Origin of the sequence: Oculatella sp. LEGE 06141 (genome assembly GCF_015207605.1) — a bacterium.
Taxonomy (GTDB): domain Bacteria; phylum Cyanobacteriota; class Cyanobacteriia; order Elainellales; family Elainellaceae; genus Oculatella.
Map to the genome: position 1 here is coordinate 36,893 of NZ_JADEWO010000036.1, position 18,014 is coordinate 54,906.

Genomic DNA, 18,014 nt, shown 5'->3' on the forward strand with positions numbered 1-18,014 from the left:
TAACGTCCAATCCTAATCAGTAGAGCTTGACGTTAATCGCTGACGGTAGGGCACGCAAAGCAGGGTAATTTCATGCTTTAGCGACCGAACCCCTTGCCGCGATTAGCAGAGGGCAAGCACACACAGTGCTGCAATTGTGCCCGGAGCTTATCGTGCTCCAGGTTTTGTCCAATTAACACCAGTTGGTTCTTGGGTTGACCTTGCCACTCGCTGTCATCGAGCGAGAACCGTTTGCCGCTGAGGTGGAAAATGTGGCGCTTTGGACTCTCTTCAAACCAGAGAATGCCCTTGGCGCGGAACACCGTAGAAGGAAGCTGGTTGTCCAGGAAGTGCTGGAACCGCTTGATGGCAAAGGGACGATCGCTCTGGAACGAAATGGAAGTGAACCCATCGATCGCTAAATGATCGGAATGGTGATGATGCTCATGAGCATGGTCGTGGTCGCAATGCCCGTGATCGTGATCGCAGTTCGTATGATCATCGTGGTCGTGAGCATGGTCATGCTCATGATGGTCGTGAGCATGATGGTCATGATCGTGCCCATGCGCTTTATCTTCAGCACCAAAATAGTTGTCTGATTCAAACAAACCAACGCTGAGAATCAGCGGCAGTGGCACTTGTGAGTGGTTGGTTCGCAGGATTCTAGCACCCTCTTTGATGTCGCGAATTTTGAGTTCTAGAGAGTCGAGGTCGGCTTCATCTACCAGATCCGTTTTGTTCAGTAAGATGATGTCGCCGTAGGCAATTTGGTTGTAGGCGGCCTGACTGTTGAACAAGTCGAGGCTGTAGTTTTCCGAGTCTACCAGGGTGACAATGGAATCGAGACGGGTCAGGTCGCGCAGTTCGGTTCCTAAGAAGGTGAGGGCGATCGGTAATGGATCGGCCAGTCCAGTCGTCTCTACCACCAGATAATCGATCTGGTCTTCTCGCTCCAATACCTTATAAACCGCTTCCATTAAGTCATTGTTAATGGTGCAGCAAATGCAGCCATTGCTCAACTCCACCATGTTGTTATCGCTATTTTCAGTGGTGATGAGCAGATCGTTATCGATGCCAATTTCACCAAACTCGTTTACCAATACGGCAGTGCGAAGACCTTCCTGGTTGCTCAAAATGTGGTTCAGCAGGGTTGTCTTGCCGCTACCCAGAAATCCTGTGATGATGGTGACCGGAAGCCCATGTTTGGCATCATCCATGAGCGAAGACTGATTGGGGGAGACTGCTGATTGCATAGTGCAGAGGCTAAAAACGTCAGAATATTAACTGTAAAGGGTGGCAGAAGCAAAGGGTGGCAGAAGCGTCCGACTGGTTCTAGGGGGCATCGCTTCTGTGCTTGATTATCACTCCCATTATTGCTGATTTGCCGGACGTTGTTTCAGGGCGACGGCAAAACTAGCAGCCCGAGGAGTGATAAGTTTTTGAAGGACATCCCTGGAGTAAGCCTGACCTCTTCTGGAGTAGGCTAACTTCCTCCCTTCCACCTCTATCCTAATTCGTCGCTTCTAAATACTCGCAAACCATGACTTTGACACTCTACAACACCCTCACCCGCCGGAAGGAATCCTTTGAACCGCTAGAGCCGGGTAAGGTGCTGATGTATTACTGCGGCGTAACAGTCTATGACTACTGCCATTTGGGTCATGCCAGGGCGTGTGTAATTTGGGATGTGGTGCGTCGCTATCTACGCTGGCGCGGCTATGACGTGCGTTATGTGCAAAACTTCACCGATATTGATGACAAAATCCTCAACCGTGCTCGTCAGGAAGGTTCCTCGATGCAGGAGGTGGCTGAACGCTTTATTCAAGCCTATTTTGAGGATATGACGCGGCTGAACGTCATGGAAGCCGATGACTATCCCCGTGCCACGCATACGATCGACGGCATCCAGCGTTTGATTCATGAGCTAGAACAAAAGGGCTATGCTTACCCTGCCGATGGCGATGTTTATTATGCGGTGCGGGCGTTTGCTGAGTATGGCAAGTTGTCGGGTCGCAAGCTAGAAGACATGCAGGTGGGTGCCAGCGGACGGGTGGATACTGACGATCCAGATGCACAAAGGAAGCGTGATCCTGTTGATTTTGCCCTGTGGAAAGCCGCTAAACCAGGAGAACCAGCCTGGTCATCAACCTGGGGAGAAGGCCGTCCCGGCTGGCACATCGAATGCTCAGCGATGGTGCGCGATCGCCTGGGAGACACCATCGATATTCACGCTGGCGGGAACGACTTAGTTTTTCCCCACCATGAAAATGAAATTGCTCAATCTGAGGCGGTAACGGGCAAGCCCTTAGCCCGCTACTGGATGCACAACGGCATGGTAACCGTGGGCGGCGAAAAGATGTCGAAGTCATTGGGCAACTTCACCACAATTCGCCAACTGCTCGATTCAGGCGTTGAGCCAATGGTGCTGCGGCTATTTATTTTGCAGGCGCAATACCGCAAGCCGATCGACTTTACCGATGAGGCGATCGCTTCTATCCACAACGGTTGGGAGACGCTCAAAGAAGGGCTGCTGTTTGGCTATAAACACGGCAAACCATTGGGCTGGACGGATACTGAGGATACGTCTTTTGGCGATCCGGCGGCGATGCGAATTTCAGAGAATAGCGATACCGTTCAGCGCTTTCAGGCGGCCATGGATGATGACTTCAACACTTCGGGTGGGCTGGCCGTCTTGTTTGAGTTGGCGAAGGAATTGCAGAAGGAGGGCAATCGCCTGACCCACGAAGGCAAAGCGGCGATCGATCCACACACCCTGCGACAGGAGTGGCAAACGCTGGTCGTTTTGGCGCAGGTTTTGGGACTGGAAGCCACTTTAGCAGCAGAATCTCCTGATGAAGGAACCGTATCGGACTCTGATATTGAGGGACAAATTGAACAACGGCGAGTGGCAAAAGCGGCCAAAAACTTTGCAGAGGCCGATCGCATTCGCAATGAACTGAGCGCCCAGGGCATCATTTTGATTGACAAGCCCGGTGGCATCACTACATGGCGGCGTGAATAATTCGATCTAAGGACAGTCTCACTTGCAAAGTTGCCCTATCGGGTGAATGAAAGCAAGTTGGAACAAGATATAGTCAACGGATGTCGAAAAGCGATCGCTTCATTTTTCCCGGCTTCTGAACAGCCGTCCATCCCAAGTTTTGAAAGTTTGCATCTACCAACGCGATCGCCCCAGGGTTTATGCCAAAGGCGATCGCGGTTTTTAATTGCAGCAAAAGGGCAGCCTACCGCAAGCATGGATGCTAGTAGACCACCCTAGAATAGGAAGTGTCATATCCAACGCAACACGGTGAAGGACGATACTCCACTCGCAGGAGACGCTTTAATCAAAGAAGTGTGTCGCCGCATTCGGGTAGCACGCTCCTATTGGGATGCCCACAATAATTCTGCCTGCCGCCGAGAGCGCGATCGGGCTTTGCAACTCTACAACACGCTCACCAAAGAACAGAAAGAGAAGATTCCACAAGTTCTGCGGGTGTGGCTACGCTATCGCAGCGAAAAATATTTTGGCGCAGACCGCACCCCACCTGGCGGCCATACGAAACGCAAGAAGAAACGCAACCGCTAGGGCAACAGCGAGGACTGCTGCCACAGCATTAAAATGCCGCTAACGGCAACAAAGGCAAAGACCGTTTGCTGAAACTGGTCGCCGCTCATTTTATCGAGTACTCGTTTACCGAGCCAGTTAGCAGGAATGGCCGCCAGTCCGATGATTAACCCACAGGTCAAATCAGGTACGGTTAGCGTGCCCAACACGGCATAGGTCATCAGTTTAACGATGTGAATCACCACAACATGCACTGATTTAGTGGCAATCATGCGTTCTTTAACCAACCCATAGCTGAGATAAACTGGGTTCAAAATTGGCCCCATGCTGCCAATTAATCCCGAGCCAAACGCATTGCAAAAGGCCAGCGGCAGAAAGTACCACGGCTTGATTGGCAGGGGAGCCTTGGGTTGGCTCAGCACTTTGCCTAGCCCATAGTTGGCAACCATAAGCAACAGCGCAATCCCAACCAGGGTTGGCAGCCAATCTACATGAATTTGCGTCAGCGTGTATGCTCCCAGAATGGCTCCGGCGATCGCCCCAGGCAGATACCACCGGGTAATGTCCCAATCAATTTCCTGCCAAAAGTACAGCGTTCGCTGCGCGTTTCCCACCAGCATCCCGGTAGTAATGACCGGAGCGATCGCATCGGAACCAAACAAAAAACTGACCAGCGGAATCAGAATCAGGGGGCTACCCCCGCCAGCGATCATGCTGATAAACCACGCCACAAAACTGACAAGTCCCAATAAGATGAGGGGCATAGGACTTCAATCGCACATGAGCAGCATCTCATCCTAACCTGTTGGTTACAAGTTATAAGCAAAGCCACATCTTTTCAGCATCGATGTAGATGGGCATTTTCATACAATGAAGGCAACCGCATGGGTTAACCGGAGCAGCATCGGTGCGGCATTTGCTAGACGTTCGGGAGATGGCTGTCGTGGTGGTGGCTTCTGCTGGAATGTCAGTTGAAATGTCATTGCAGATTGCAAGAGGTCTGTATGATTCAAAAAATCCTGGTTGCTATTGATCAATCCACTGCTAATCGGCGTGTGGTGCAGGAAGCGATCGCGCTATCGGCCGCCATTCAAGCTGAATTAAACTTCGTCCATGTTTTGTCGTTTGAAGACGAAGGCAGTTCAGACGCACCAGCTTACTACCGCACTGGGTTCTTTCCTGTGCCCAATGTGGCAACGTTTGAACGGTATCAGCACCGCTGGGAAATGCATAAACAGCAGGGGCTAGAACTGTTGCAATTCCAGATTCAACACTCCACTGAGGCGGGTGTAAGAGCCACGTTCACTCAAGTAGCCGGAGATCCCGGACGAGCCATTTGCAGATTAGCGCTGGAGTGGGAAGCAGACTTGATCGTCATGGGACGACGCGGACTATCCGGGTTAAGCGAAATTCTGATTGGCAGCGTTAGCAACTATGTCTTACACCATGCCCCGTGTTCAGTCTTGACGGTGCAAACGCCTCAGCGAGGCATAAGGGTAGCAAAACCGGAAGCTGATGCTCGGTGATCGGGGTTAGTAGAGCGGTTGGGACTTTTATTTTCTGCGGGCTACCTGCTTAAGAGCTACCTACTAAGGCATAGCTCTGATTTTTGGTGTCTCTAAACACCGTCCCTTTGGGTAGAGGTTAAGCAAAACTGTAGCTTTTACGCTTCATAGGTAATGTCTTGAGCGCTGCTGGTCTACCCCGTTCAGCAGTGACACGGACTCAATCCATCCACTCAACTTGAGTTTTAACATCACGAGTTTAAGCACGATGAAAGAACTAAATTACATCAAGAAGGCCACAACTGTTGCAGGGGCAGCCGCGATCGCCTCGTTGTTGGGGCTTCCTGCCTTAGCGCAGGTGAACCCTAACCCTAGCATCTTCAATGAACCGTCCTACGACGGCAACGTTCAAACCTTTGAGTCGAACCCTTCAACGCCAGGATTGAGCCAGACTAACCCCAACCCTAGCGTGCTAAACGAGTCTCGGTATGATGGTGTTCCTGGAACAACCCAGGCTATTCCGGCAACCACTCCCGGACAAGCACAGGTTAACCCTGAACCTGGCATTCTTAATGAGGCTCCTTACAACCAGCAGGGACAGGCACAGCAGGCAAATCCTGGCCCCAGTGTCTTCAATGAGGCTCCTTACAACGGTTCCGGCACTCCTGGCACGGCTCCAACGGGGGCAACCTCTAGCCCGTCCATCAATGCGGCGGCATCGATTACTGCTTTAGACCGAGAATTCGCTCTGATGGCCGCTCAGGGGAATCAAGCTGAAATTCGTACCTCGCAACTGGCACTGCAACGCGCAACCAGTGACGATGTAAGAGCGTTTGCCCAGCAGATGATTCAGGAACACACGCAAGCCAACCAGCAGTTGCAGCAGATTGCGTCTCAACGGGGGATCAACCTGCCTGCTGATCCAGGCCCATTGAACACCGCGATCGAGCAGCAGTTAGCGCAGTTGTCGGGTGAAGAGTTCGATCGCGCTTACATGGAAGCGCAGACGAATGCTCATATGCGAACCGTAGCGCTGTTCCGTACCCAAATCGGTCAGGGGCAAGACGAAGGGCTAAGAGCCTACGCGTCTCAACTGTTGCCCAACATCGAGCAACACTATCAAATGGCTAGCCAGATGACTCCAAACTACAGAGCAGACGATATCTTACAGCCGCTCCAGTAGAAACACCTGTTAAAACCAGTTGAATCGGTGCATCCTGCTTATGCCAAAGTGCGATCGTTCCTTGAGGGCGATCGCACTTTGGCGCTCTGGGGTGATGATTTGGGGCAATGATCCAAGGGCTAAGCTTCCAGTCCGCCATCGCATCTACGGGCTACAAACTGGGTAGAATTTCCGGCAGCAAATATCCTGGAATACTGGAAAGAGCAAGGTTCTGCCCCGAAATTCCACATTGGCTGTAGAAAGAGCGAACCGTTTGCAGAATGCAGTTGAGTGCCGTTTGCCGGAACTCAGCCTTGTGTTGCCATCCATCTAATGCTTGTAAATGATGGTTGAGTGCTGCTTCCAGGTGGGTCGATTGCTCTGCCGTACTGAGGGCAATACGCGGATCGGTTGCCACTTGATGATGAGCCAGCCCCAGGTTGTTGTGCGTAGCAAACAGGTCAAACCCCAGCGGTTGCAAGCTGGAGGTAGTTTGCTCGGCTAAACTGGCGGCAGCGCTAAGAGCTGATTCATAGGCAGCGATCGCCTGTTGTAAATAGCCTAACCGTTCATTCGCATCCTCTTTGGAATGGTTGGCTAGATGCCAGTAGGCGGTACCCAGGTTGTTCTGCGTAGCCGCAAAGGCGGTTGGGTTTACGGCCTGAGTACGGTAGCGCAACGCCATGCGATAGGCTCCCAGAGCCAGCATCAGCCAATCTTTGGGGCGTTCGTGCTGTGCCAGGTTCCAGTAGGCAGTGCCTAAGTTATTTTGAATCATGGCGTAGTTAAGCGGTTCTTGTTCGGGGTTGTAATACCGTAACGCTTCTGAATAAGCCCCGATCGCCTGCTTGAGATGAACCACAGGCTGAGTATGTTGTGCCAGATTCCAATAGGTCGTGCCCAGGTTGTTTTGGGTAGAGGCGTAGCGCTGCGGCTCCTCTTCAGCTTTGCGGTAACGCAATGCCTGTTGATAGGAATTAACCGATCGCTGCAAGTTACCCGCAGGATCATCGTAGCGAGCTAAATCGGCGTAGGCCGCCCCCAAGTTGTTTTGCACCATCGACAGCATGTGAGGCTGCGTCTGCGGGTTGAGCTTGGTAATGGCCGTTTGATAGGACTGAGCCGCCTTATGTAACGCCGACAACGCCTGCTCCAGCGTACTTACCGAGCGAGCCAACATCCAGTACAAATTACCCACATCATTCAGCACATCAACCCACAGCGGTGAATCACCATGCATCCACTGCAAGGTTTGCTCATAGGCATCGATCGCGATCGACAGATTTTGCAACGACACATCCCCTTGTTCAACCCGATCGCGGTAAAGGTTCCCCAACGTACGATAAGCGTTAGCCAGCAATCCGGGGGGAGCTTTTTGCTGGTGCAGTTGTTCAATTTGTTGTTGTAACGTAGCCGCAGAGAGGTCCTTTGTTTCTGGAGGAGCAGCGGGGACAAACGGTAGCGCCGGGGCTTCGGTTGGCTCATGTGCTGCCGTTTCCGCAGCAGGGTCAACGGGCTGGTTCGCTGGGGGTGGCTGAACTAAGAAGACGGGCTTGGGGGCTTGCCGGGTGGTTGCTGGGTTCGCCGTCGATGCTGGGCGATCGCGCTGAGACGCACCGTTTTGAGAAATAGTGGAGCCTGAAACCGGGGGCTTTGGAGGATTAACCAGGCGATCAGGCAAAGGTAGTTTAGATTGAGCCGTTACTGGAGCGGCAGTTGGGCGATCGTCTGGATACAGTTCATCTAACCGATCCAGGTCATCCAGAAGGCTTGTCCAGTCGTCTTGAATGCCAGCCGACTGAGCGGCTTGAGCACTCACCGTCTCGCTTTGAACCGGGGTTCCTGGTTGCACACTCTTGTGGCGCGAAACAATTGGAGCTTTGTGAACCGGGGCTTTGTGAACCGGGGCTTTATGTGACGGTTTGGAAGACGTTAATGCATGATCGGATGGTTCGCGAACGTTCTCTGGAGGCAGTGGCGTGGGATCACCAACAAACTCGAAGATCCCCGTGCGGCAACGCCAAAACTCTGGCGCAGATTGCGGTAACGCTCGAAACCACGGTTGAGGCAGCCACAGCAGCAAGCTGGATTCCAACATGGGTAAGCTGCGTTCAATGCCCTGTAGATGGGTAAAGAACAGCCGCTGAATCGCCGCAGGTTGTCGAGTGAGGTGTTCGATACCTAACAGTTGAAATGCGGGCATGGGTGCCCGACGGTTGCCAATTTGAGGGGGTGGGAATTGAGCTAGCCACCGCGCCATTTGGGCAACCGGGTTTGGATCGCTGTGGCTAAGGTGCAAACTAATTAAACGCGGATAGCGTCGCAGCGTTGTAAATGTTTCGGTTCCTTCTGCAAGCTGATATTGCTCGGCTTGAGAGGCCGATGAAAGCTGCATCAGTTCCGCTTCTAATTGTGCTGCCAGACGATCGCGCAGGGGCAAGTCGTCGCACACCGCTACAAAGATTTGACGACGCAACCCTAACCCAAGCGCCAGTTTCAGACGCTGATAGGTCTGCTGATTAAGCCCTAAAATTCTACGAGAAGGAGTATCTGTCACAAACACAGGACAAGGGCGGATAGATAGGACTAGTTAACAAAACCAAACCCACAACCTAGAGCATCAAATGCTTGAAATCCACAGATTAGTGAATAAACCGCTGGCCACCCTATTCTCGTTCAAATAGCTTTTTTAGGCCGTGGCAGTCTACATAACTGGATTCTAGCTTCTGATGCCCTAACAGGAATCCCCAAGACTAAGCATTGTTGTTTAATTTCGGTATCACCTTTTTCAAACCATTTGTGCCAATCTCAGGATAAGAACATAAAATTACACCCTATAAAAAACAGGCTCCGGTTACCGGAGCCTGTTTCGCTCATTCTGGAATTGCGTATGAAACTAACTTCTTAACGACAATTTTTCTGTAGAGTGTATTTAGTATTTCTACGAAACTGATGCGGCTACAGCAAGCAACCCACCGACTAGAGCGGTCGCTACCACACCTAGAATCAGATAGCTCTTCTTTTGCTTGTTATCGGGCGGCTCGGCTGTATACATCTTGGGTTCTGCCGCAAAGTTGTTGAGACGACCGCCTTCTTCAGAAATATAGGGCATAAAAAGTCCTCGCATCAGTTTCGCCAATTGTAACAAAAGATTACGGTTTTGTCCAAACAGAGTGGTCTGGGAGTAAAAAATCCTCCTATGTGGGTAGCAAACAGCTATAGCGTTGGGACTATCCTGTGCCTCAAAAAATCCTACAGCGGGGTGAAGGACTAATAACCAATGACGGAGCAGGAAGTATGTTCACTTCCGCCCCAGCGTACTCGCCTTATTGTTCTCTCTACAGCAACTCTTCTGGAATAAGGCTGGCACGAATGCAATAGTCCTGTTCCCTCCCAGGGTCATTTGCTCTCCCAAACGTCCTTCCCCCAGCTCAACTCAGATGCCTGCGGTATCCATCAGATAAACCGAGCATTTTCTTCAGTTGCTCAGCAAAAAAATAAGGCTTCTCAGATTTGGGACAGTTGCCAACCATTACTAACCCATACAAAGTGCAAAGTCTGAGAGCCTTATTCTCAAAATATCTATTGTGGATGTCTTGGGTGATTTATCTAAGACTATCTAACTCAATTTGCTGAACCTAGCCGTTGAGGAGGTTGACTAGCGCGGCAATCAATTTGTTGGCAAATTAGTTGACAAAATACACCATACTAGCAATGGCATTAGGCAAATCTATTCGTCTTCAAAATCGTCACCGTCAATTTGCTTCAGGCGAATGTGTTTACGACCCAACGAAATTTCAAACTCATCCCCCGGCTTTAGATCCATTTGCTTTGTGTAAGCCGAGCCAATCAGCAAGTTCCCGTTGGATTGAACGCTGATTCGGTAGCTTGCACTGCGCCCGCCCCGACCGTTGTTGCTCTGCTTGCCGTCTAACTGAATTCCTTCTGCATCAATTAGAGCATTCAAAAATTTCATCATGTTGACGCGTTCTATACCATTTTTAGTAACGGTATAGTATCCACATTCTTTTGCTTTTTCTTCTTTACCAAGATGCTCTAGTTCCTTGACCTTGGTCAAAAGTGTATCGCCTGTTAACGGTTCGATCTTTTTCTTCTTAGTCATCAGCTTGGATTTGAATCGATTCAGTTCAGAGTATGTGCCGTACTATGTCTGCTGACTGGCGCTAAAGTTCTATCACTTTAGCTTTTTATCAGCTTTTCAAACTATAGTACACTGGCAAAGTCAACTTTTTTCATTCGTTATTGTATTAAAATTCTATCTTTTTGGTTTAGTTTGCGTAAATTAAGATAAATGCCTTCAATTCACGATCGAGTGTCATTAATTCCTGATTTGTCCTTGCCCGATCAACAGGCTTGTTGGCAAATTAAAAAATCTGCCTGAAGGGAATACAGGCTATTCTGCTAACACAAGCCGATGAAGAAACAAACTCAATTGGATCTGAACTTCCATTCCGTCAATAGACTTAGTCCATTCAGCACACTAGCTGTTGACAGCAACTTCGTTCTCTACTTACTTGATGATAAAAATGCTGGTAAATCTGGATAGATGAAGTTAACTACTCGTGGGCATTACAGCGTTAAAGCGATGCTCGATCTGAGCTTGCAGCCTGGAGGCGAGCCAACGTCTGTAAGGGCGATCGCAAAACGGCAAGACCTGCCTCCCCCTTACTTAGAAAAGTTACTAATTGAACTGCGTCGAGCGGGATTGGTCAAATCGATTCGCGGTGCCCAGGGAGGATATCAACTGGCGCGATCGCCATCCCAAATTTCGTTAGGGCACATTCTTGAAGCAGTCGGTGAAACCATTGAACCACTACCTCGATATGCGCCAGATGGCGAACAAGCAGCCGATTGGGTAACCTACAGTTTGTGGAACCGATTGCATCAAAAACTGAAAGAAGCGCTCTACAGTATTTCGCTGGAAGACCTTTACTACGACACTCGCAGTCGGCAAGCGGCTCAGGGTGAGTCAACCAGTTTTGTTGTCTAACGCCAACCTGTATTGATGCTGTCCTTAAGATGCTGTCCTTAAATGTATAGCTCGCATCATCTAACTATACGGTTTCATTCCTCGCGATCGGCTTCAGCCATCTAGAACGCAATTACTAACGTTCTGCATTTGCCCCACCTGCGAAACCTGGGCGCTTCTAACCATTCTTCTAAGAGAATGTCTTAAAAGTGCTAAGCTCCAACTCGAACCGCCCCCTAATTCCCCAATTTTGGCTTCGACGTGAGCGCTCAGCCGAACGGGGACTTCCGAATCAATTCTGTTTCAAAGTCCCCCAAAATTGGGGGATTTAGGGGGCTAATTTAGAATGTTGAGCCATTCTCAGATACCCTCTAAGCCATCGTTCCATTCGGCGGAACGCTCGTCGAAACCCAGCATTGCAGGCTTAAAGCAAACAGGATGCAACCGTTGACTTGACACTTCTGTTGTTTATTCGTCATTATGGTTAACTGGTTGTTTACTTGCTCGGATCAGGTTGTTCAGCACCAAACGCTGATGTCCTCGCTTTTTGGAAGGCACTCCAGCTACCTGTACGGCAACATTAGGATATAAAGTCATGACTTACGCAATTATTGAAGCTGGCGGCAAGCAACTGCGAGTAGAGCCAGGTCGCTTTTACGATGTTGATCGGCTTGCCGTTGACGTTGACGGTCAGGTGACGATCGACCGAGTGCTATACATCGAAAACGACGGTGAAATCTCGATTGGGCAGCCCTTTGTGGGAGGAGCCAGCGTTGAAGGCACCGTATTGCGTCACCTGAGAGGGCGTAAAATCATCGTCTACAAAATGCGTCCTAAGAAAAAGACGCGTAAGAAGCAAGGTCACCGTCAAGATCTGACTCGGCTGATGATCGATTCAATTACCTTAAACGGATCGTCTATTGGTTCTGGCAAACAAGAATCCAAGGCATCCAAAGCGGCTGAATCGTCTGATGCTGACAGTGCTGACTCCGAATAGACGGATTCCTGGTTAAGCTTAACGTTAGGGAAAGACAGCAGAGGCAATTATGGCTCATAAGAAAGGAACTGGAAGTACTCGTAACGGACGCGACTCAAACGCCCAACGGCTTGGTGTGAAGCGCTATGGTGGTCAAGTTGTCAGAGCCGGAAACATTCTGGTACGGCAACGGGGAACCAAGTTTCACCCTGGTTCAAACGTGGGTCGCGGTAGTGATGACACGTTGTTTGCGCTCGTCGATGGTATTGTAACCTTTGAGCGGCGCGGCAAAGGACGTAAGAAAATCAGCGTTTACCCAGCCGTCACCGAAACTGTATCGGCATAGCTCAGGTACGGTATTCCGACACGACAGCAATTACGGCAAAAGCGGGGGCGGTGTACACCGTCCCCGCTGCTGTTTTAAAGCCCCCAAGCGCAGAATAGGGATCGACTCCGGGTTAGAACCGTTGCCCAATGCCAAAGTGGAAGCTGCTTTCCCCCTGATCGTTAAAGCCATAGTCTGCTCGAAGCAATCCCAGAGGAGACTGCACTCTAACCCCCAGACCATAGCCAAAGCCAGTTCCGGGCTTATCTCGAACGTTGGCAGGTTCGCCTAATACCGTATCTCCAGACCCTAAATCGGTGGCAAAGTCGGCAAAGACAACACCGCCAAGGGGCGAGAAGATCGGAAAGCGATATTCGGCAGAGGCAAGAAGGTAGCTGCGCCCGGTGCCCACCTGTCCTTCGCCATAGCCCCGGACTGAGTTGATGCCACCCAGGTCAAACGCGTTGTAGCCCGGTGCATCTCCGATGATGGTGCCGCCTTGCAAATTGAACGCCAGCACTTCAGGATTTTCAGGATTGGTTTCGGTGTCTGAAGTCAGCAAATCTAGCGGAACATACTGCACATAATTTGCCCGCAGGCGATTCATGAGAATGTTGCCGTTCCCAATGGGAATCGACTGTTCGCTGCTCAAGCTGAGGATAGAACCTTCACTGGGGTTAACCGGATTGTTGCGGCGATCGCGCGATGCTTGAAAGGCCAGCGTTGTCAGGTCGTCAATCCCCGTATCGCTAAAGGTCAACGGGTTGCCTTGTTCATCTTCTGAAAAGACGTTCCCATCGCCATCGCGAGCGCTAATGCGGGTATAGTTGAGTCCCAAATCAGCATCCCATTCTCCCAGAGGACGGTTAACGGCTACACCGCCACCAAATCGTCCCAACCGGACGCGATCGCCATTGGGTAAATCGACTTCATCACTAAAGGTAGACGAGGTGTTGCGACGACGAAAGGCATTGGCACTGTATCCTAACCGATCGGGATCGCTGGGACGATAGGGACTGGTGAAGTTGCCGCCAAACTGAAAGTCACGGGTGCCAATTTGCAGATCGCCTCCTAAGCGATCGCCCACCCCCCCGACATTTTGATCTTGATAGTTCAGCGTTCCAAACAGCCCTGCATTGTCGCTGTAACCACCGCCCACGTTAAACGAGCGCGATAGTCTTTCCGTCAAGCTGTAAGTTACCACTACGTTCTGCGGATCGCCCGATAGCGCAATGTCGGCATTATCAAACAGCCCTAAATTGTAGAGGTTACGTAAATCCTGCTGCGCGACGCTCTGGTCGAAGGCTTGCCCCGGTTGTAGCTGTAACTGACGGCGAATAAACGCTTCATCGGTTCGCCCCTGGATGGGCTGCCCGTCCTCATCGACGGTGCTACCTTCTTCGTTAACAAAGCGAATATCGATCTGGCTAACGGTGCCCTCAGCCACGTCGAGCGTAACGACTCCATTTGAACTCGGTATCAGAGTCAGCACTTGCGCCAGCGTGTAACCGTTGTCGGCATACCACTGGTTCACTTGCTGTACGCCTTGACGAAATGCCGCCAGGTTCACAGGTTGACCAATCTGAGGCGCAAAAATCTCGTTAACCACGGTTTCTGGCAGCACGCGTGCCCCCGAAAGTTGGAGCGATCGCACCACAATTGGCTCAACCTGAAAGACAACGCTAACCCCTTCAGGCTGGACAGAGGTTGCCACCCGAGCATCGGTAAAAAATCCGGTGTCGAGAATAGCATTAATATCCTGTTGCAGTCGGCTTGCCGTTGTCGCGCCACCGGGTTGTGTTTGAATCGTGTTGCGGACAAGCTGCTGCAACTCTGCATCTGCACCGATGATCTGTACATCAGTGGCCGTAACGGCCACATCTCCAAGTTCAACCGGAGTTGCGGCAGGCAACGGGGCAACAGGCGATTGCTGAAGCGGAATAGGGGTTGCGTTTGGCTGAATGGGAACAGGAGCCGCTTGAGCCGTTGCCGGGGGTGCCGCTGATGCATTTTGAGCGGTGAGGGCATTGGGCGGTGAGGGCAGGTTGGCGGCTGGAGGGGATTGAGAAGCTGGAGGGGGAGTGCCTTGATAGTCCTGGTAGTAGGGCACCTGCCCGGCGGCATTAATTTCAGCCTGAGTTTGGCTGGGGCTGAATTGTGTCAGCAGCATAGAGGGGGGCGCGATCGCTTCAACCTCAACCGCATTCGGAATTACAACATCATGCCGGGTGCTGAAATGCTCAGCGTTGGGGGAAGAGGACGGGGAGGCAGGTACGGCCAGAGCCGAGTCCCCCAAGCCAACTGCAACCAGCGTCGAGAGTGCAAATGTAGACAGTGCAAAAGCAGAGACACGCATAACCGTTGCTCATCAAATCATGACATTGCTTTAGATCCAGAGCGATCGCTTCAACGTGTATCACTCTAAATCATGGAATAAATTCAGTAATCGAATTTGCCTAGTAGATGGGGTTTCAAGCCGATTTTTGTTCTGCAACGATCGACTATGCAAAACTGCTCAAACACAAGTAAAAAAGGAGGAGCGGGACACACGTTAACGCCATGTGCAGCTTTCTAGATTGGCAAACCGAGGCACATAACGGAAGTTGACCACACTATAAACTACTGGCAAGCAATCTATAAGTATTGATGAAAATTAGTCACCGTTTGTGCCCGATGGGTAATCTATCGCATTTCGATGGGGGTAGGGCGGTCGAGCCATTCTGGCTGCATGGATGGCTCAACCTTGCTCAAAATTTTGGCAATTCGGTTTTCCCAGGAAAACTGTTGTACAAAGCTAGAACCAGCCGTGTAGCCCTCTGGTTGATACGGAAAGTGTTCTAAAACCTGCTGAAGGCATTGAGCAAATGCCTGGGGATGATCGGGTTCGCACCAGCCTGCGATCGCTCCCGTGGGTTTGAACTCCATCAAGGTTGGAATTTCGGTGGCAACAATGGGAGTGGCTGAGGCCATATAGTCGAACAGCTTGAGCGGTGAGGTAAAGCTAGCTTCGCTGCCAGCACAATGGGGATGCGCCAACACATTCGCCGCTTGCAGCAACACGGCCAACTCATCCTGGGGCAGGAAGCCAAGCAATATGACGTTATCCAGGTGTTTGCTCCGAACAAGGTGCTGATACTCTGTGACCTGTGTTGCGTTTCCGCCTGCTAACACAAACTGCACCTGTGGCAACGCCTGAGCCACATCGATTAACAAATCAACCCCTTTAAAGCGATGCAATCCCCCTGAATAAACGACCAGAAATTGGCGACCCGACAATAGCTGTTGCCGCACTGTATTGGCTCGATCGGGTTGTTTAAGCAGAAAGTGTTGGTTGAATCCATTGTGCAGCCAGATGACTTTGTCGGGCGGCATCCCGTTGGCAATCATGCTGTCTCGCACGTTGTCGGCTACCGTCACCGCCAGTTGAAACAGAGGATTGCGAACAATGTCGGATTCAAACCGTTTGTTTTCGTGATGGTGATGCTCATAAATCGCCGGAACCCCTTGCTGCACCGCTGTTTTAACAAAATTCCAGTCTCGACTGTGAACGAGTTGGGTATGCGGCAAAATGTGAAATGGGAAGTAATATCGAGAAATAAGAGTGCTAACAGCAGTCCATTTTCCATACCAGCGATCGACTGGGTAGGGACGCGGCAATTGAGCCACTTTCAGCTTGTCCTGCAAGTTATAAAACTTGGCAAAGGCCGGGTCGGGCGATCGCGGTTGGAATGGCTGAGCAAAAGCCACCGGATTAAAGCGTGTCTTCTCTTGCAGGTGCAGCAGAACGGCAGAATATCCCAAATTAGCGGCAGCGTTGGCCGAATGAGCAACCTGTACCGAAAATGCCGCTGACTGCGGCAACACGTGGCGCGTAAAGAAAAGATAGTGTTTTGTCATAGGAAGGTCGCACGATCAACGGCAAAATCCTCTATTGCATGGGTCAATCCCTGGCCGCAAGGATTTCCCTGGCTCAGGCATTCAAACCGAGGGGGTTTAGCGCTATAAAATCATCTTCTCCAGGGAGGTTTGCAAATCGTGGGTGAGGGTAGCCACCGCTTGACGACGATTGGCCTGGTAGGTTTCCCAGCGATCGCTCACTGAAATAGGGTCGCCCACGGTGATACAGGCGTGTAGCCGTCCCAGTTTAGGGCGAGGGAACGGAAACTTGCCCTTGAGTCGAGTCTCCATATCCCACAACAGCAGCAGGGTTTCGCCAAAGCGATCGACCGTTGGCTTCTCAAGCACATAGCGCCCTGTGACGCTGACAAAGGTTTCGACCAAACGCATATGCCACAGCCGCAGGTTAGCTTCTTCGGCAATGCGATCGGCTAAGCCCCGTTCCACCGGAGAAAGCGTTTCGGGCTGTTTGAGGTCTTCCCGATAAATTCTGTCCCATCCGGCCTGTTCCAACCGACGGCAGCGATCGGTCACGGTGCCTTTTGCGGGAAGGTTGAAATACTGTTCGGCCACTTTCAGCACCGTATCCAGCAAGGTCTGAAGGCGAGTGGCTAATCGTTGATTCACTTCTTCAACGCTTTCAATTGTTGCCGAGGTGGAATCCGACACAGGTTTGGTTAGCGGTTGCTGATAAAACTTGCTGTAAAACTGCTCGATCAACGTCAGCAGATGTTCTCCTAAACGCAGCAGCCGTTGATAAAGCACCGCCTCTTGCTCATGGGTTAAATCAACGTTGTCAACCAGGTGTAGCGACTGGGATGCTCCGTTGGTGGTTAAGCCGCTATCGGCTTCGAGTTGCAGCAGCAGCGCTTCGATTGCCCGCCACGGTTGCCCGACCAAGCGATATTGAATGCCAACTGGCACAATCGCCACGGGTTCGGTTCGGTTGGCTTTGTGTAAGTCTTCAATGCACCAGAAGCCAAACTGAGCAATGCCCGGTTCAATAGGGCTGACAATTTCGTTATGCCCGTTGGTTGCGCCTTCAGGAGCTGCCGCCATTGGAAACTGCCCGTCTGTAAACAGTTGCCGGATCGATCGCAGTCCCATCAGGTCTACCTTGCCGCGACGAATAGGGGTGCCTCCCAGTTGCGAATAGAGCCAACCGACGAGCTTACCTGCCCACAGGGGAATGCCGCGATCGTAGATAAAGTGGGCATGGGGCGTTGCTTTCAACCGGATTCCCTTTTGTAGCGCCAGCTTGGGCACAGCTTGCCACAACAATGCCGCCATGCAAAATGGATCGTTCGTGCTGGGATGACGAAACGCCAGCATGAAGCGCAGCTTGCCCGCCTGAAACTGCTGATATAAATCAACCAGCACATCTGCATTGTTGACGTGAACTTCAACCACCTGGGCACGCCATCGTCGCCAGGGTGGCACAAGCCATCGGGCAACACCAGTGACCACGGGATTGTAGGCAGGTGGAATGAACTCTAGCGGGGGCTGAACCTGAGTGATGGAATTGGGCAAGGTGCTGTTCTCTCAGATTGAAGAGTAATGCTGACTTCAGATTACCCGCTTCATTCTGGATTTTCACCAGATCGTGGTGCAG

16 protein-coding genes are annotated in these 18,014 nt (G+C 51.2%); 7 read left to right on the top strand and 9 right to left on the bottom strand.

The genetic code is table 11. The features are described from left to right. Positions 1-77: 77 nt before the first annotated feature. Positions 78-1,232, bottom strand: coding sequence for a GTP-binding protein (locus IQ268_RS21285; protein ID WP_193883486.1), 1,155 nt, complete (start codon positions 1,230-1,232; stop codon positions 78-80). 287 nt (positions 1,233-1,519) lie between these two features. On the opposite strand from IQ268_RS21285, the gene cysS reads away from it, so the two are divergent. Then, the gene (gene cysS / locus IQ268_RS21290; protein ID WP_193883488.1) at positions 1,520-3,001 is read left to right on the top strand and encodes a cysteine--tRNA ligase; all 1,482 of its coding nucleotides are present in this window, start codon (positions 1,520-1,522) and stop codon (positions 2,999-3,001) included. A gap of 73 nt (positions 3,002-3,074) precedes the next feature. Here cysS and IQ268_RS21295 read toward each other — a convergent pair whose 3' ends face one another. Further along, positions 3,075-3,215, bottom strand: coding sequence for a hypothetical protein (locus IQ268_RS21295; protein ID WP_193883489.1), 141 nt, complete (start codon positions 3,213-3,215; stop codon positions 3,075-3,077). Between the two features lie 74 nt (positions 3,216-3,289). On the opposite strand from IQ268_RS21295, the gene IQ268_RS21300 reads away from it, so the two are divergent. After that, on the top strand, positions 3,290-3,568 hold the full coding sequence (locus IQ268_RS21300; protein WP_193883490.1) for a Precorrin-3B methylase: 279 nt from the start codon (positions 3,290-3,292) through the stop codon (positions 3,566-3,568). On the opposite strand, the gene IQ268_RS21305 is transcribed toward IQ268_RS21300, so the two are convergent. After that, positions 3,565-4,311 carry a sulfite exporter TauE/SafE family protein gene (locus tag IQ268_RS21305; protein ID WP_193883491.1) on the bottom strand — a complete coding sequence of 249 codons (747 nt, stop codon included), beginning with the start codon at positions 4,309-4,311 and terminating at the stop codon, positions 3,565-3,567. The two genes, IQ268_RS21300 and IQ268_RS21305, sit on opposite strands and share 4 nt — an antisense overlap. Positions 4,312-4,551: 240 nt before the next feature. Here IQ268_RS21305 and IQ268_RS21310 point away from each other — a divergent pair, with 240 nt between their 5' ends. Together IQ268_RS21310 and IQ268_RS21315 are read left to right on the top strand one after the other, a co-directional pair. Next, positions 4,552-5,073, top strand: a complete 522-nt coding sequence (locus tag IQ268_RS21310; protein WP_193883492.1) for a universal stress protein — start codon at positions 4,552-4,554, stop codon at positions 5,071-5,073. A 247-nt stretch (positions 5,074-5,320) separates the two neighbouring features. Continuing rightward, positions 5,321-6,235 carry a DUF4142 domain-containing protein gene (locus IQ268_RS21315; RefSeq protein ID WP_193883493.1) on the top strand — a complete coding sequence of 305 codons (915 nt, stop codon included), beginning with the start codon at positions 5,321-5,323 and terminating at the stop codon, positions 6,233-6,235. 151 nt (positions 6,236-6,386) lie between these two features. On the opposite strand, the gene IQ268_RS21320 is transcribed toward IQ268_RS21315, so the two are convergent. From IQ268_RS21320 to IQ268_RS21330, 3 genes are all read right to left on the bottom strand, one after another. Continuing rightward, a complete protein-coding gene (locus tag IQ268_RS21320) occupies positions 6,387-8,777 on the bottom strand; it encodes a tetratricopeptide repeat protein (protein ID WP_228035601.1) in 2,391 nt (796 codons plus the stop codon). 378 nt (positions 8,778-9,155) lie between these two features. Beyond that, positions 9,156-9,326 (bottom strand): photosystem II assembly protein Psb34, encoded by a 171-nt coding sequence (gene psb34, locus IQ268_RS21325; RefSeq protein WP_193883495.1) that lies wholly within the window; start codon positions 9,324-9,326, stop codon positions 9,156-9,158. A gap of 618 nt (positions 9,327-9,944) precedes the next feature. After that, entirely contained in the window at positions 9,945-10,337 is a 393-nt protein-coding gene (locus IQ268_RS21330; RefSeq protein WP_193883496.1) for an AbrB family transcriptional regulator, read from the bottom strand. A gap of 444 nt (positions 10,338-10,781) precedes the next feature. Here IQ268_RS21330 and IQ268_RS21335 point away from each other — a divergent pair, with 444 nt between their 5' ends. The 3 genes from IQ268_RS21335 to rpmA all read left to right on the top strand — a co-directional run bounded on the left by IQ268_RS21335 (position 10,782) and on the right by rpmA (position 12,526). Then, a complete protein-coding gene (locus IQ268_RS21335; RefSeq protein WP_193883497.1) occupies positions 10,782-11,225 on the top strand; it encodes an Rrf2 family transcriptional regulator in 444 nt (147 codons plus the stop codon). Positions 11,226-11,799: 574 nt separating this feature from the next. Beyond that, a complete protein-coding gene (gene rplU / locus IQ268_RS21340) occupies positions 11,800-12,201 on the top strand; it encodes a 50S ribosomal protein L21 (protein WP_193883498.1) in 402 nt (133 codons plus the stop codon). Between the two features lie 49 nt (positions 12,202-12,250). Next, complete coding sequence (gene rpmA / locus IQ268_RS21345) at positions 12,251-12,526, top strand: 50S ribosomal protein L27 (RefSeq protein WP_193883499.1); 276 nt, start codon at positions 12,251-12,253, stop codon at positions 12,524-12,526. A gap of 112 nt (positions 12,527-12,638) precedes the next feature. Here the strand turns inward: rpmA and IQ268_RS21350 are convergent, their stop codons facing one another. The 3 genes from IQ268_RS21350 to IQ268_RS21360 all read right to left on the bottom strand — a co-directional run bounded on the left by IQ268_RS21350 (position 12,639) and on the right by IQ268_RS21360 (position 17,932). Next, complete coding sequence (locus tag IQ268_RS21350) at positions 12,639-14,861, bottom strand: BamA/TamA family outer membrane protein (protein ID WP_193883500.1); 2,223 nt, start codon at positions 14,859-14,861, stop codon at positions 12,639-12,641. Positions 14,862-15,187: 326 nt separating this feature from the next. After that, positions 15,188-16,402, bottom strand: a complete 1,215-nt coding sequence (locus IQ268_RS21355; RefSeq protein WP_193883501.1) for a glycosyltransferase — start codon at positions 16,400-16,402, stop codon at positions 15,188-15,190. A gap of 102 nt (positions 16,403-16,504) precedes the next feature. Beyond that, a complete protein-coding gene (locus IQ268_RS21360; RefSeq protein WP_193883502.1) occupies positions 16,505-17,932 on the bottom strand; it encodes a 1-acyl-sn-glycerol-3-phosphate acyltransferase in 1,428 nt (475 codons plus the stop codon). Between the last annotated feature and the right edge of the window lie 82 nt (positions 17,933-18,014).